15 protein-coding genes are annotated in these 16,033 nt (G+C 39.1%); 7 read left to right on the plus strand and 8 right to left on the minus strand.

Going from position 1 to position 16,033, the window contains the following annotated elements; translation table 11 throughout:
- Positions 1-129 precede the first annotated feature (129 nt).
- The 5 genes from fusA (at position 130) to rimI (ending at position 6,319) form a co-directional block, all read left to right on the plus strand.
- Positions 130-2,268, plus strand: coding sequence for an elongation factor G (gene fusA / locus ACXM0J_RS00680; protein ID WP_002120436.1), 2,139 nt, complete (start codon positions 130-132; stop codon positions 2,266-2,268).
- A 95-nt stretch (positions 2,269-2,363) separates the two neighbouring features.
- Positions 2,364-3,554, plus strand: a complete 1,191-nt coding sequence (tuf, locus tag ACXM0J_RS00685) for an elongation factor Tu (RefSeq protein ID WP_005065785.1) — start codon at positions 2,364-2,366, stop codon at positions 3,552-3,554.
- Positions 3,555-3,758: 204 nt separating this feature from the next.
- Positions 3,759-4,640, plus strand: a complete 882-nt coding sequence (locus tag ACXM0J_RS00690; RefSeq protein WP_078220282.1) for a metal-dependent hydrolase — start codon at positions 3,759-3,761, stop codon at positions 4,638-4,640.
- A 233-nt stretch (positions 4,641-4,873) separates the two neighbouring features.
- Complete coding sequence (locus ACXM0J_RS00695; RefSeq protein ID WP_086264815.1) at positions 4,874-5,749, plus strand: metal-dependent hydrolase; 876 nt, start codon at positions 4,874-4,876, stop codon at positions 5,747-5,749.
- Positions 5,750-5,857: 108 nt separating this feature from the next.
- A complete protein-coding gene (gene rimI / locus ACXM0J_RS00700; protein ID WP_086264816.1) occupies positions 5,858-6,319 on the plus strand; it encodes a ribosomal protein S18-alanine N-acetyltransferase in 462 nt (153 codons plus the stop codon).
- On the opposite strand, the gene ACXM0J_RS00705 is transcribed toward rimI, so the two are convergent.
- The 3 genes from ACXM0J_RS00705 to trxB all read right to left on the minus strand — a co-directional run bounded on the left by ACXM0J_RS00705 (position 6,305) and on the right by trxB (position 8,941).
- Positions 6,305-7,120 (minus strand): arginyltransferase, encoded by an 816-nt coding sequence (locus tag ACXM0J_RS00705; RefSeq protein ID WP_016144518.1) that lies wholly within the window; start codon positions 7,118-7,120, stop codon positions 6,305-6,307. The genes rimI and ACXM0J_RS00705 overlap by 15 nt on opposite strands.
- An 18-nt stretch (positions 7,121-7,138) precedes the next feature.
- On the minus strand, positions 7,139-7,870 hold the full coding sequence (gene aat / locus ACXM0J_RS00710; protein WP_086264817.1) for a leucyl/phenylalanyl-tRNA--protein transferase: 732 nt from the start codon (positions 7,868-7,870) through the stop codon (positions 7,139-7,141).
- Between the two features lie 123 nt (positions 7,871-7,993).
- Positions 7,994-8,941 (minus strand): thioredoxin-disulfide reductase, encoded by a 948-nt coding sequence (gene trxB, locus ACXM0J_RS00715; protein ID WP_002121722.1) that lies wholly within the window; start codon positions 8,939-8,941, stop codon positions 7,994-7,996.
- A 269-nt stretch (positions 8,942-9,210) separates the two neighbouring features.
- Between trxB and ACXM0J_RS00720 the strand changes: the two genes are divergently transcribed.
- Entirely contained in the window at positions 9,211-12,264 is a 3,054-nt protein-coding gene (locus ACXM0J_RS00720) for a DNA translocase FtsK (RefSeq protein ID WP_086264818.1), read from the plus strand.
- Between the two features lie 151 nt (positions 12,265-12,415).
- Positions 12,416-13,036 (plus strand): threonine export protein RhtC, encoded by a 621-nt coding sequence (gene rhtC, locus ACXM0J_RS00725; protein WP_086264819.1) that lies wholly within the window; start codon positions 12,416-12,418, stop codon positions 13,034-13,036.
- A gap of 54 nt (positions 13,037-13,090) precedes the next feature.
- Here rhtC and ACXM0J_RS00730 read toward each other — a convergent pair whose 3' ends face one another.
- From ACXM0J_RS00730 to minC, 5 genes are all read right to left on the minus strand, one after another.
- Positions 13,091-13,630, minus strand: coding sequence for a hypothetical protein (locus tag ACXM0J_RS00730; RefSeq protein ID WP_014205975.1), 540 nt, complete (start codon positions 13,628-13,630; stop codon positions 13,091-13,093).
- Positions 13,631-13,776: 146 nt separating this feature from the next.
- Entirely contained in the window at positions 13,777-14,064 is a 288-nt protein-coding gene (locus ACXM0J_RS00735) for a PA4642 family protein (protein ID WP_033848348.1), read from the minus strand.
- Positions 14,065-14,147: 83 nt separating this feature from the next.
- Entirely contained in the window at positions 14,148-14,420 is a 273-nt protein-coding gene (minE, locus tag ACXM0J_RS00740) for a cell division topological specificity factor MinE (RefSeq protein ID WP_000896934.1), read from the minus strand.
- Positions 14,421-14,422: 2 nt separating this feature from the next.
- Positions 14,423-15,235, minus strand: a complete 813-nt coding sequence (gene minD / locus ACXM0J_RS00745; protein ID WP_002121719.1) for a septum site-determining protein MinD — start codon at positions 15,233-15,235, stop codon at positions 14,423-14,425.
- 66 nt (positions 15,236-15,301) lie between these two features.
- Positions 15,302-16,030: a septum site-determining protein MinC gene (minC, locus tag ACXM0J_RS00750; RefSeq protein ID WP_199978025.1), complete on the minus strand. Its 729-nt coding sequence runs from the start codon at positions 16,028-16,030 to the stop codon at positions 15,302-15,304.
- Positions 16,031-16,033 lie beyond the last annotated feature (3 nt).

Consider the following 16,033-nt stretch of genomic DNA (forward strand, 5'->3'; position numbering starts at 1 on the left):
TCGATTCAACATCGCTCTCTATCAAAGTGGGGGCTTTGCAGGTATTTAAGTTGCCTGTTTGGATATTCGCGCGCATCAATTTAATTGGTGCGTCCTGTTTTAAATATAACATTTAGGAATGTAGACATCATGGCTCGCCAAACCCCAATTACTCGTTACCGTAACATCGGTATTTCTGCGCACATTGACGCAGGTAAAACAACTACAACTGAACGTATTTTGTTCTACACAGGTGTATCTCACAAAATTGGTGAAGTACACGACGGTGCAGCAACAATGGACTGGATGGAACAAGAGCAAGAGCGTGGTATTACAATTACCTCTGCTGCTACAACTTGTTTCTGGTCTGGTATGGGTAACCAATTCGAACAACACCGTATCAACGTAATTGACACCCCGGGACACGTAGACTTCACAATCGAAGTTGAACGTTCTATGCGTGTTCTTGACGGTGCGTGCATGGTTTACTGTGCTGTAGGTGGTGTACAACCTCAGTCTGAAACTGTATGGCGTCAAGCGAACAAATATAAAGTGCCTCGTTTAGCATTCGTGAACAAGATGGACCGTACTGGTGCAAACTTCTTCCGTGCTGTTGAGCAAGTTAAAACTCGTTTAGGTGGTAATCCTGTTCCTATCGTTGTGCCAATTGGTGCTGAAGATACATTCCAGGGTGTTGTTGACCTTATCGAAATGAAAGCGATTATCTGGGATGAAGCATCTCAAGGTATGAAGTTTGAATATGCTGATATCCCAGCTGACCTAGTTGATACGTCTAACGAATGGCGTACAAAAATGGTTGAAGCTGCGGCTGAAGCTTCTGAAGAATTAATGGACAAGTACCTAGAAGAAGGTGATCTTTCTAAAGAAGACATCATCGCTGGTTTACGTGCTCGTACATTAGCTTCTGAAATTCAAGTAATGCTTTGTGGTTCTGCATTCAAGAACAAAGGTGTTCAACGTATGTTGGATGCTGTAATTGAATTCTTACCATCACCTACAGAAGTTAAAGCGATCGAAGGTATCCTTGACGACAAAGACGAAACTAAAGCGTCTCGTGAAGCATCTGACGAAGCTCCGTTCTCTGCGCTTGCGTTCAAAATCATGAACGACAAATTCGTAGGTAACTTAACATTCGTACGTGTTTACTCTGGTGTTCTTAAACAAGGTGATCCGGTTTATAACCCAGTTAAAGCTAAGCGTGAACGTATCGGTCGTATCGTGCAAATGCATGCGAACGAACGTCAAGATCTTGATGAAATCCGTGCAGGTGATATCGCAGCGTGTGTAGGTCTTAAAGACGTTACAACGGGTGATACATTATGTGATGAGAAAAACATCATTACTCTTGAGCGTATGGAATTCCCAGAGCCAGTAATTTCATTGGCTGTTGAACCAAAAACTAAAGCAGACCAAGAAAAAATGTCTATCGCTTTAGGTCGTTTGGCTAAAGAAGATCCATCGTTCCGTGTTCGTACAGACGAAGAATCTGGTCAAACAATTATTGCTGGTATGGGTGAACTTCACCTTGACATCATTGTTGACCGTATGAAGCGTGAATTCGGTGTTGAAGCTAACATTGGTAAACCAATGGTTGCTTACCGTGAAACGATCAAAAAGTCTGTTGAACAAGAAGGTAAGTTCGTACGTCAAACTGGTGGTAAAGGTAAGTTTGGTCACGTATATGTACGTCTTGAACCGCTTGATGTTGAAGAAGCTGGTAAAGAATACCAATTCGTTGAAGAAGTTGTTGGTGGTGTAGTACCTAAAGAATTCTTTGGCGCGGTTGACAAAGGTATTCAAGAACGTATGAAGAATGGTGTATTGGCTGGTTACCCTGTTGTTGGTATTAAAGCTACATTATTCGACGGTTCTTACCATGACGTTGACTCTGACGAATTATCGTTCAAAATGGCAGGTTCTTATGCCTTCCGTGATGGTTTCATGAAAGCGGATCCTATCCTTCTTGAACCTATCATGAAAGTTGAAGTAGAAACTCCAGAAGACTACATGGGCGATATCATGGGTGACTTAAACCGTCGTCGTGGTATGGTTCAAGGTATGGACGATCTTCCTGGTGGAACAAAAGCAATTCGTGCAGAAGTTCCTCTTGCTGAGATGTTTGGTTACGCGACTCAAATGCGTTCTATGTCTCAAGGTCGTGCGACTTACTCTATGGAATTTGCTAAATATGCTGAAACTCCACGTAACGTGGCTGAAGGCATCATCGCTAAATTCCAAGCTGGCGGTAAAAAAGGTGACGACGAGTAATCTTTCGATTACTATAAGCCCAAACTAATTTCTTAGTTAAAAACCAAGTGCTCATGGGGTGACCCTCCATGAGTAGTTTATAAAGGAAGATCATCATGGCTAAAGCCAAGTTTGAACGTAATAAGCCACACGTAAACGTGGGCACAATCGGTCACGTTGACCATGGTAAAACAACTTTAACTGCTGCGATTGCAACAATTTGTGCAAAAACTTACGGCGGTGAAGCGAAAGATTACTCACAAATCGACTCAGCACCTGAAGAAAAAGCACGTGGTATTACAATTAATACTTCACACGTAGAATACGATTCTCCAATCCGTCACTACGCGCACGTTGACTGCCCGGGCCACGCCGATTACGTTAAAAACATGATTACTGGTGCTGCTCAGATGGACGGCGCGATCCTTGTGTGTGCTGCGACTGACGGTCCAATGCCACAAACTCGTGAACACATCCTTCTTTCTCGTCAGGTTGGTGTACCTTACATCATCGTATTCTTGAACAAGTGTGACCTTGTTGATGATGAAGAATTACTTGAATTAGTAGAAATGGAAGTTCGTGAACTTCTTTCTACTTATGACTTCCCAGGTGATGACACTCCAGTTATCCGTGGTTCTGCGCTTAAAGCGTTGGAAGGCGATGCTGGACAATATGGTGAGTCTTCAGTTCTTGCTCTTGTTGAAGCGCTTGACTCTTACATCCCAGAACCAGAACGTGCTATCGACAAAGCATTCTTAATGCCAATCGAAGACGTATTCTCAATTTCTGGTCGTGGTACTGTAGTAACAGGCCGTGTAGAAGCTGGTATCGTTAAAGTTGGTGAAGAAGTAGAAATCGTTGGTATTAAAGATACAGTTAAAACAACTGTAACTGGCGTAGAAATGTTCCGTAAACTTCTTGACGAAGGCCGTGCAGGTGAGAACTGTGGTATCTTACTTCGTGGTACTAAGCGTGAAGACGTACAACGTGGTCAAGTACTTGCTAAACCAGGTACAATCAAGCCACACACTAAATTCGACGCAGAAGTATACGTACTTTCTAAAGAAGAAGGTGGTCGTCACACTCCATTCTTAAATGGTTACCGTCCACAGTTCTACTTCCGTACAACTGACGTAACTGGTGCAATCCAATTACAAGACGGCGTTGAAATGGTTATGCCAGGCGACAACGTTGAAATGTCAGTAGAATTAATCCACCCAATCGCAATGGACCCAGGTCTACGTTTTGCGATCCGTGAAGGTGGTCGTACTGTAGGTGCTGGTGTTGTTGCGAAAGTAACTGCATAATCACTTTCAGTGAAAAAAAGCGCTCTTTTTAGAGCGCTTTTTTTATACTTAATTGTCTAACAATCACTATAAAGGCTGGCCCTAACTGATATTTCAATGTCCTTATTTCCCCTTAATCCTTTTTATTAAATTTGTATGATAGGAATCAAGAAAACGAACAATAAAGTTTGAGTAACAAAGGTTACTTACTAAGGAGCTTTGGGTATGAATGCTAAAGTGAATATTACGAATCGTGCAGGCGCAAGCTTTCCAGTACGTCGTATGAATTTTGACTTTAATGATGTACCAGAATATTGGATGAATGGTTCTGCTGGACTCACACATTTTATGACTGCATTGTCAGCATTGTTTCCGGCTGGTGAGAAATTCTTTATAGATAGTGTACGAGCAGTACGTTATCACCCAGCTATTAAAGATGATGAAGCGCTCCAAAAAGAAATTAGTGCTTTCATTGGGCAAGAAGCAATGCACACTCAAGAGCATGTAAACTTCAATGCTTCTGCTCAAAAGTTTGGCCATGATGTAGAAACATTAGAGAAATTTACTGATACAGCAATTCAAACAGCAATTAAAACTTTTGTAAAAATTGTCAAACCTTTCGGTATGACAAAAGAAATGGTTGACTTGACTGCTACAACGGCTCTTGAGCATTTTACCGCTACTATTGCCTCGCAATTATTAGTCAATAAGCACATTCAAGAGCTTATGACAGATGAGACAATGTCAACAATGTGGTATTGGCATGCGATTGAAGAAAATGAGCATAAAGCCGTAGCTTATGACGTGTACGAAGGTGTATTTGGTAAAGGTTTAAAAGCCTATGCGTTACGTACAAGTTCTTTGGTATTTGCTATGACTTTAATCTTTTTGATCCAGTCATCCTTTGTGCTTCGTTTATTAAAGCAAGATAACAAGTTGAATTTAGATGAACTATCAGTAATTTATAAATACGGATATAGCCCATCTAAAGGTATTATTAGTGGTATGGCTAAAGAAATGTTAGCTTACTTTAAACCTGGCTTTCATCCAAATGACCTAGATACTGTTGGGCTATTGAAAACATGGAAAGCAAAATTAGGTTTATAGTTTTAATTCATAATTTATAAAGGGCCGATAGTGGCCCTTTTTATTTTCTATAACTATTTTAAAGAGATCGCGGGGTGGATATTGCACTTTTATGGATTTACGAATGACCTCATCTGATATTTCTCTGTCCTCATCTGCACTTAATTGGCACATCGAAAAACGTATGATTATAAATATTAAGAAAATAAATAAAGTTATAAGTGAATTAGCTATTCACTTAAAAGGAGTCTGAGATGAATGCTAAGGTAAATATTTCCAATCGTGCTGGCGCTAGTTTCCCCGTGCGTCGTATGGATTTTGAATTTGCTCAGGTCCCACGCTATTGGGCAAATTATGATGCGGCATTAACACATTTTATGACAGCATTATCGGCCCTTTTTCCAGAGGGTGAGCAGTTCTTTGTAAACAGTACGCGTGCTGTTCGAAATGATCCAAAGCTTGCTGATCCAGATCTTCAAAAAGAAATTAGTGCTTTTATTGGTCAAGAAGCAATGCACTCCAAAGAGCATTTAGCATTTAATGCTTCAGCACAGGCTTATGGTTATGACGTGCGCCATATGGAAAAGCAAACAGGAAAAGTCATTAAGATGGGTACAGCGGTTGTAACCAAATTAATGAAACCTTTTGGCTATACCAAAGAAATGATTGATTTGACTGGAACCTGTGCTCTAGAGCATTTCACATCGACCATTGCAGCTGAACTTTTACAAAACCCTGAAATTCAAGCTATGTTCCAAGATGACACCATGTATCATTTGTGGATGTGGCATGCAGTTGAAGAAAATGAACATAAAGCTGTCGCATTTGATGTGTATACAAGCATGTATGGACAAGGTCCGAAAGCTTATTTTATGCGTTCAACAGCCTTGATTATTGCAATGGCATTAATCTTCGCGACTCAGTCTTATTTTACAGCTAAGCTACTTAAGACTGATGATAAATTAACTTGGAAAGATACGAAGTACATGCTTAAGTTCATGTATGGTCGTAAAGGTTTTACGACTCGTCAAATTCCAGAGTTACTTGATTTTTTAAGACCAAAATTTCATCCAAATGATTCAGATACTACTGAATTGCTAGCAACTTGGCGTGAAAAATTAGGTCTTTAAAATTACTTTAAAAAAAGGGCAATTCAATTGTCCTTTTTTTTTTCTCGTTTTTTCGTGGGAAGTTTTTATAATACGCACTACTTTAGAATCTTCATTGCGTTGAAACTCATGATTCGTACTATGCAAAACACTGATGTGGATATTGTCGTTCAAATTGAAAAATCAGTTCAGACACATCCGTGGTCAAGACAGCAATTTATTGAATCTTTGAATTCTTATCAATGTACAGTGATTGAGTCACAAAACAGAGTCGTTGGATTTTGTATCTTACAGCCTGTTTTAGATGAAGCGAATTTGTTGCTCATGGCCGTTGATCCTAAAATGCAAGGGCAGGGTTTAGGATATGAGTTATTAAATGCATCAATTGAAAAATTAGAAAATCAGCCAGTACAAATCTTTTTAGAAGTTCGTGAAAGTAATAAAGCTGCTATCGGTTTATATGAAAAAATAGGCTTTCACCAAATTGACCTGCGTCGCAATTATTATCCTACCCAAGATGGTGGACGGGAACATGCGGTCATTATGGTAAAAACCTGTACAGATGATTTCGCATCTTTATTTAATGATTAAATTATTCCATTCAGAAGGTAACGTGGTCATAAGAGACGTACCTAGCTGTTGGATTTCCTCTGGTGATAATGACCTGTTTAAACGGCGCCATTGTCCATCGAGTAGAAGTTCTAAAGGTGTATATTGCGATTTGTAGTTCATTTTGGCTGAGTGCGGTACCCAATAGCCTAAATAAAGATACTCTAAACCGAGCGATTTTACATATTCAATTTGGTTAAGAATAGAGTAAACACCAAGTGATCTGCGATGCTCATCGGGATCAAAGAATGTATAGACAGCCGATAGCCCATCATCCATTAAATCACAAGTAGAAACGCTAATGAGCCGATTGTCTTTCCAAAGCTCGAGAAAAAAACTATCTGTGCAGCTATGTACTAAAAACTTTTCAAACTGATCTAAGCTCGGTGGAAACATATCACCATCTGCATGGCGTTCATTAATATAGCGTTCGTATAAATCATAATGAATTTGGGCTGCTTGTCGCGTAGGCAGAACAGTCATGGTGAGATCTTGATTTCGTTTCCATGCTTTTTTTTGTATGCTGTTCATTTGGAAATCGGCCACTGGGACACGACAAGACAAACATTGTCTGCATAAATGGCATTCAGGGCGATAAACAAAGTCACCACTACGGCGAAAGCCTAAACGAGAAAGTTCTGAAAGAGTGACCACATCAATTCGGTGAATGGGATCTAAAAACACCATGCGTGCAGATTTATTTTCTAAGTAGCTGCAATCATGAGGTGGAGTAATATAATACTGCAGATCATTTAAAAGGGACTTCGGGTGATATGATTTCATGATTGGTCCCTCCTGTTATCATTCCATTAATTTTGCATTTAATGCTATTGTTTTACTTGAAAATACACGTTCTTGATACTTTTTCCAATTGATAGAGGGGTGAATAATTACATCTTGTAACGATTTTAAGTAGTCTTGACGAGAAAGTGTACTGGCTCCCAGACTAATTAAGTGACTGTTTACGAGTTGGCAGTCTATCCATGGTAGCTGATTTTCTTGTCCTATGAGCATTAATGTATAAAAAGCCATTTTTGAAACATCGGTTTCATTGCTAAACATTGACTCACCAAAACATCCTTTGCCAATCGTAACACCATATAAACCTCCTACAAGCTCCTCTTGTTGCCATACTTCAACGCTATAACCATAACCAGCTTTAAACATCTCACAGTAGCCTTGAATAATATCTTCACTAATCCATGTTTCGTCTGCATAACTTCTTGGCAAAGAGCAAGAGCGAATAACTTGTTCAAAAGCATGGTTAACCGTAATTGCATAGTCATGTTTTTTCATGTTTCTAAGGAGTGACTTGCTTGGCTTGTAGTTTTGAGGATAGATAACACAACGGGGTTCTGGACTCCACCAACAAATCGGCTCATCTTCATTAAACCAAGGAAAAAGACCATGGGTGTAAGCTTCAAATAGTGTAGAAGGGGAGAGGTCTGCTCCAATACAAATTAAACCATGCCCATCTGGGTCAGCTTCAATCGGGTCAGGAAAAATGAATTGAGAAAGTGGAAGTGTATTCATAAAAATAAAATAAGATGAGCTTTAAGGTTATGCTATAAAAATTAATATATGTCAGCTAGTCATTATTCTAAAAAAAACAGCCGTTATAAGAACGGCTGTTTTAAAACTCTAGAAATCTATTAATTAAAGATTATCTAGATATTTTTCAGCATCTAGAGCCGCCATACAGCCAGACCCAGCAGAAGTAATCGCTTGGCGGTAAATGCTATCTGCGACGTCCCCAGCAGCAAAAACACCAGCTACAGAAGTTGCTGTTGCATTACCAGACGTGCCACTTTGTACTTGGATGTAGCCATCACGTAAGTTTAATTGGCCTTCAAACATTCCAGTGTTTGGCTTGTGACCAATCGCAACGAACAGACCATGAACCTCTACGTCTTGCTTAGAGTCATCTTGAGTTGATTTAAGGCGAACACTAGTTACCCCAGTATTGTCACCTAATACTTCTTCAACTTCGTGATTCCAGATAATGCTGATTTTGCCTTCTTTTTCTTTGGCAAATAAATGATCTTGCAAAATCTTTTCAGAACGTAAAGTATCACGGCGGTGTACTAAAGTTACATGTGAAGCAATATTTGATAAATAAAGTGCTTCTTCAACAGCGGTGTTACCACCACCTACAACCATTACTTTTTGGTTTTTATAGAAGAAACCATCACATGTTGCACATGCGCTTACGCCTTGACCCATAAAGTTTTGTTCAGACTCTAGGCCAAGATATTGAGCTGTAGCACCAGTTGCAATAATTAAAGCGTCACATGTGTACTCTTCCATGTCACCTTTAAGAACGAAAGGACGTACATTTAAGTCCACTTCATTAATATGGTCATAGACGAGTTCTGTACCAAAGCGTTCAGCATGTGCTTGCATACGATCCATTAATGCAGGACCTGTTAAACCTTCAGGATCGCCCGGCCAGTTGTCAACTTCGGTTGTTGTTGTAAGCTGCCCACCTAGTTGTAAACCTGCAATTAAAGTAGGTTTAAGGTTTGCACGTGCTGCATATACCGCTGCACTATAACCAGCAGGACCAGAACCGAGAATAATTAACCGAGAATGACGAGCACTCATTGAGGGTATCCTTATTTATTTCGAGAATTTTGAAAATTATACGTGAATTTGCCGACCAATAGCGTTAAATCGATGTGGATAATATTGATCAGGTCAATCGAATTAAGTTATATAACAATATAGAGGTGCCTTATGTTAACAACAACTGTAAAGAATCATGCACCTTTTTTGTAAGAACAGGTGCATAATATAAAGTTCATTCGTTGAAGATCTAAAATGTAGTTCTTCACATCTCTAAACCAATAATTAAATGGGTTACAGGACAGTATATGACTGCGGTGTCAAGTGTTTATGCACAGCGCTTATTGATGACATTATTCTTGGTTTCTTTTGGTATTTATATGTTTTTGGCAACAGTAACATATACACCATTTGACCCGGGCTGGATGCATATTTCCAGTGATACTCAGCAAGTATCCAATGCAAGTGGTATTGCTGGTGCATGGATTGCAGATTTGCTGTTTGGTTTTTTAGGATGGGCAAGTTTGCTTATTCCAATTTTCCTTTTCATTGAAGCAATTCAGGTTTGGTGGCCACGTAGTTTCTTAAATCGCCCATTTCGTTACGCTGCTCAATTCTTTTTAATTCTAGTAATATCTAGCCTACTTTATTTGCACTGGAATGTGCCGGCAGATACTTTAGATAATGCAGCCGGGGGAATTATTGGTTATGAGTTAGGTCAAAGCTTATCTCAATTATTAACAATTTACGGTGCGACCTTATTTTTATTGGTTTTCGGAGTGGTCTTGTTTACTCTTGCATTTGGGGTGCAATGGAATAAAACATGGATTACGCTCAAAGCTACACCAAGTTATTTGCAAGATTTATTTTATAAAAATGTATCACCGAATGAATCGGATTATGACTTAACAACTCAACCTGCCAACAAAGCAGGCGCAGTTAAAGTTGCTGAAAATACAGAGACAAATGAGAATGCTTCAGATGAGAAAGAAATACCAGCTCAATCTGATACAGCTCAACCGCAATCTACGACAACACGACATGATGCGGTTGCTGAGCGCTTATTTGCAGATGTGCTAGCGAAAGAGCAGAGCCGACCTGAAGCTGTTGTAAATACACCAGTTGCAAATACTCAAAACTTTGAGCATACGCTTGAGCAGGCTCATAAACTTGAACGAGATAGCCAACGTTTAGTTGCAACTGGCGAAGTATGGCGTGCTTTACAGCGCGATGATGCGAGTCATAAGCAAGAAATTGATGCGCTTTTAAGAGCTGCTGATGATTCGACAGAAACAGAGCAAGTTCCTGCTCATGAGCAATTCCAGCAAACAATTTCTCAAGTAAATCAAAATCAGCCTTCATCTAAACAAGACTTGCATGGTCTTGATTGGAATGATGATGAGATCTTTGATGAGTTACTTGCTGCGGTTCCAAACAGTAAAACTGCAACAGATGTGCATACACCGTTTGTTCAAGATCACCATGTAGAAACCGAACAAACTTCGCAATCTATTAATATTGCGAATGAAACATCTTCGCCTAACTCTAATTTAAATCAGTCACCTAAAAATTTAGCAAATGAACAGGTCTTTGAAGATTTTGATGATTTATTAATAGATGAAGACATTGCTCCAGCAGAGCCTGTAAGAGCAAGTAGTTATGCGCAATCTTCAGCATTTGTAAAAGCTCCTATTCAAACGACTATTCAGGCTGACAAACTTTCAAAAGAAGAGTTTATTGAGGCTTGGCAGGAGACTGCTGGGAAACCGCAGGAAAATTCTGATTTTGATGAAGATGATTTCGATTTTGATGCGCCATTAACTGATGCATCAGGTCGACCAATGTCGCGTGCAATGCAAGTTGCCAAAAAGCGTTTGGATTTGCCAACGTTACCTGGTCTTGAACTACTCGATAAGGTCGATCCGAATAAGAAAGTCAACTTTACTGAAGAGCAGCTTTCTCGTTTGTCTGAGTTACTTGAAATTAAACTGCAAGAATTTAATGTTAAAGCTCAGGTGGTAGAGGCTCAACCAGGGCCAGTTGTTACTCGTTTTGAGTTAGATTTAGCGCCGGGTGTTAAAGCATCTAAGGTAACAAATATTTCACGTGACTTGGCACGTTCAATGTCGATGGCATCTGTACGTGTGGTGGAAGTCATTCCTGGTAAACCATATATTGGTATTGAAGTGCCAAACAGTGCCCGTGAAATGGTACGCTTGATTGAGTTATTGGAAACACCGACATATCGTGACCCAAGTGCATTAATTAGTATGGCGATGGGTAAAGATATTTCAGGTAATCCTGTACTCACTGATTTGGCGAAAGCACCGCATATGTTAGTTGCTGGTACGACAGGTTCTGGTAAATCGGTTGCAGTCAACTCGATGATTTTATCGATGTTGCTTAAATACACACCTGATCAATTACGTTTAATTTTAATTGATCCAAAACAGCTAGAACTTGCGAACTATAGTGATATTCCACATTTATTAACTCCAGTCGTTACTGACATGAAAGATGCGGTAAGTGCCTTGAACTGGTGTGTGAATGAAATGGAACGCCGTTATAAGCTTATGTCGTTCCTAAAAATTCGTAAATTAAGTGACTACAACCGTAAAGTTGAAGAAGCGATTGCGAATGGTGAAGACTTAATTGATCCGACTTGGAAGCCAAGTGATTCTGCGACACAAGAACGTGCACCTCGTTTAACGCCATTACCATCTATTGTCATTGTTGCGGACGAGTTCGCTGATATGATTATGCAAGTGGGTAAAAAAGCAGAAGAAATGATTACCCGTTTGGCGCAAAAATCTCGTGCTGCTGGTATTCACCTATTGCTTGCAACTCAACGCCCATCTGTTGATGTTATTACGGGTTTAATTAAAGCCAATATTCCAACGCGTGTAGCATTACGTGTAAACAGTAAAATTGACTCACGTACTATTTTGGATGCGGGTGGTGCAGAAGACTTGTTAGGTCATGGTGATATGCTGTTCTTAGGCCCTGGTAAAATTGAGCCAGAACGTGTGCATGGTGCTTTCATTAGTGATGATGAAGTAAACCGTATCTGTGATGCTTGGCGTGAACGTGGTGAGCCAGATTATATTGATGAAATCTTAACTCCATTTGATGAAGAGCCAACGTCACGTGGCTTTGAAGAGGGTGAGGGTGGTTCTGACCGAGATGCACTCTATGATCAATGTGTGTCATTCGTATTAGAAACTCGAAAAGCGTCTACATCTTCGCTACAGCGTAAATTTAGCCTTGGTTATAACCGTGCCGCTCGAATCATTGATCAAATGGAAGAGAACGGCATTGTGAGCTCAATGGGCCCTAATGGTAAGCGGGATATTCTAGTTTAAGCCAATATAATTTAAGCCTCTTCGGAGGCTTTTTTTAAACTTAAATAAAGTGAACCTATTTATAAATGACTTAAAGATTTTATCGTCTAGTAAAAAATGCTAATGTATTTTCCCCTAAACAAATAACAATGAATTAAATCAGGAGAAAGACATGTTTTTAGCTCTGGTTACTTTAGCCTTTATTCACTTTTGCGCACTTATCACTCCTGGGCCTGATTTTTTTCTTGTATCTCAAACAGCGATTAGTCGATCTCGTAAAGACGCTATGCTGGTCGTTGCTGGTATAACGGCAGGTGTTATGTTTTGGGCGTGCTTGGCATTGATGGGATTAAATCTTATCTTTGAAAAAATGGCTTGGTTAAAGCAAGGTTTGCTCATTGCTGGTGGCTTATATCTGTGTTGGTTGGGCTATCAGATGCTACGTTCGGCTTTTTCAAAAAATCAGCAAGAGGGCAATGTTGCTGTTGAGCTCCCAAAAGCACCTTACTTATTTTTTATAAAAGGTCTAATAACTAATCTATCAAATCCGAAAGCTGTTATTTATTTTGGTAGTGTTTTCTCTTTATTTTTAGCTAATCCTCAACTTGATCAGGTTCACTGGCTACTCTTTATTATTGTCACAGTCGAGACAGTTTTATGGTTTTGCTTTGTGACTTTTATTTTTTCATTACCAAGTTTTAGAGCAGCCTATCGTAATTTTTCAAAATGGATAGATGGTATTTCGGGCGGTATTTTTACCGTATTTGGTATTTTCCTGATTGGTAATCGTTAAGTTTAGATAAAAAAAAGCCTCTTAAAGAGGCTTTTTTAATTGCTAAATTTTAGATCACTGATATAGGAATAATATGACAAAACTGACAAGAATCAGCAGCCACATGATAGATCCTATAATAATTAAAATGATTTGAGGTGTATTGAATTTTTCTTGCTCAATTGTCGTATTTAATTGTTTTTGTGCATAGTTCAACGCTTTAAAGGCTGGGATTAAAAATATAATGCTGCAGAGCGAGATAAGCCAGTAAGGATCAGGTAGGCCAACCAGTAAAGATGCAATGAGATATCCTAGATACATCCAACCTGAAGAGAAATCATTAGTATACCCTTGTTCTTTGGCATAGTTTTTTATGTGATTAAATAGTGAATATAAAAATAATATAGAAAAAATTGCACGAGCAGCGGGCATAATATTTAACTTATCTTTGATTAGAAAAAATCGCCATGCCTTAAACATCCACCAAATTGGGTATAAGCCAAACGAAATTAAGGATAGAAAGATAAATTTATTAACACTAATAATTTTTAAATTTTCTATATGATTTGACTGGATGGATTGTGTTTGTTTTAAATTAATATGTTCTGGGTTCATAAATTTATATTTAGAATTAAATGGTGTTGATGACTTTAAGATTATTTGTAATAAATGTAAATAATTTAGGTAATTAAATAAACCACATAATCTATCTCTTAAGTTTTACTAAGATAGATTATGCAGTCTTATTCAAATAGAAAAAACTAGGCAAACTTTGCTAGAACTTCTAAAAATGGTGCCGATTGACGCGGAAACTTAGCAATCACGTCATGAATGCGTTCACCTTCAGGATTTGTTGCATTGATATCGCGTCCGTCCGCAATAAATTGCGTTAAAAGACGCTCATAGTCTGTTGGGCGCATATGTTTGAATGCATGGTAGAGCACATGAAAATCTGCATTCACACCACTTGGAGGAAGTTGGTTGAGGTAGGCAAAAACACGCTCATCGGACCATTCTTCATTGAAAGTTGCTGGCTGTGATAATGCCATGACAATCTCCTCATTTTAAAAAAGGCAAAATAACTTGCGTTATTTTGCCTTGATTCTGATTTATTGAATAGTCAGAAATAGAATTATCGTTCTTCAGGTAAATTGATATTCATTTCTAACATTTCGATATTAGCTTCAGAGCGAACTTGCATTTGGATATGCTGTTCACCTACACCGCTAACATAACGACTAACCACTTGCATGATTTCTTTTTTCATCTGATCAATTTTGTCTTGGCTTAAACGGCGGCCTAAACCTTGTTCAGAAGCAACAATAACTTTCAAACGATCTTTGGCAGTTTGAGCACTTGATGGTTTTTCTTCGCTGCTAAATAATTTACTCCAGAATCCTGCCATATCTACGCTCCAAATAGTCGTGCTAACCAGCCTTTAGGTTGAGCTGTGATGTGTCGATAAGGACGGTCTTCGCCAAGGAAGCGTGCAACCAAATCATCATACCCCTGACCAGCTTTAGTTTCTGAATACAGAATAACTGGCTTACCTTCGTTTGATGCTTGTAATACACTTGGACATTCTGGAATAACACCTAATGTCGGTACGCGTAAAATATCTTTAGAAATATCATCAATTGTCAGCATTTCCTGACGGTCAGCACGTTCCGGGTTAAAACGTGTAATACATAAATGTTTACGTATACGCCCTTCGTTGTGTTCAACTTTCTTGGTTTTGCTATCTAACATACCAATAATACGGTCAGAGTCACGTACTGAAGAGATTTCAGGGTTTGTTACAATGATTGCTTCATCTGCATGATACATAGCTAAAATTGCGCCACGCTCGATCCCTGCAGGTGAGTCACAAATGATGTAATCAAACTCTTGAGATAACTCATCAATAACTCGAGCAACACCTTCGTCGCTCAACGCATCTTTATCACGTGTTTGTGAAGCCGGTAAAATATAAAGGTTTTCGATATCTTTATCGCGAATAAGGGCTTGCTGCAGACGTGCTTCGTTATTAATAACATTAACAAAATCATAAACAACACGACGCTCACAACCCATAATTAAATCAAGGTTACGTAAGCCTACATCAAAATCAATTACAACAGTTTTATGACCACGAAGGGCTAAACCTGTTGCAAAAGATGCGCTCGTTGTAGTTTTACCTACACCACCTTTGCCTGATGTTACGACAACAATTTTGGCCACCGAATCCACTCCTATTATGGTCATACACCCTTAAAAGGGCTGTTTTTTGGTGATTTGCTTAATAAATTAAAGTTCTAGAGCTTCAAATTCAAGCTCTTGCTTTTCATTTAAATAAATATGTACTGGTTTTTTTACCACATGTTTAGGGATATCATCTGCGACACAATACGTTCCGGCAATGGAAACGAGCTCCGCCTCTAAAGATTGGCAAAAAATGCGTGCAGCTGCGTGCCCGCCCGCACCAGCAATGACTCTACCACGAACTGTGCCATAAATATGTATATTTCCTGAAGCGATTACCTCGGAACCACTATTCATGCCAGCCTTTAAAATAATATCGCCGTTATCCTGTACAAGGGATTGGCCTGTACGCAAAATTTCATCATGATAAGAGGTAATATGAGCGACCGCTATCTTGTTTAGTGGTTTTTTTGTTTCTGATGAAGAAGAGGCAGGGGCCGTAGTAGGTTTTTCCACAATCGCCACTTGTTCAGCTGTTGCTTTAATGCGCTGTAATGGTTGATCTGCCGGTAAAACAGGGAATTGAATAGCGCGAGCTTCATCTCCTAAAATACCGTCGATTACCGCCATTGGTTGTAAACCTAAGCTCACCAGAAGTTGAATTAAAGCAATTAACTCTTGCTCAACTGTACTGTCAATAATCACTAAAGTTCCTTGATAGGAACCTTCATTTAAAATATTTGATAATTGCTGGCGGATCACATCATGATCATTGGTATCGAAGGTTATCCTGCTAAAGTTAACCATTCTGCCGGTAATCCGTATATCAGCCATAAG

The organism is Acinetobacter sp. GRABPA_MV_2 (genome assembly GCF_056725885.1).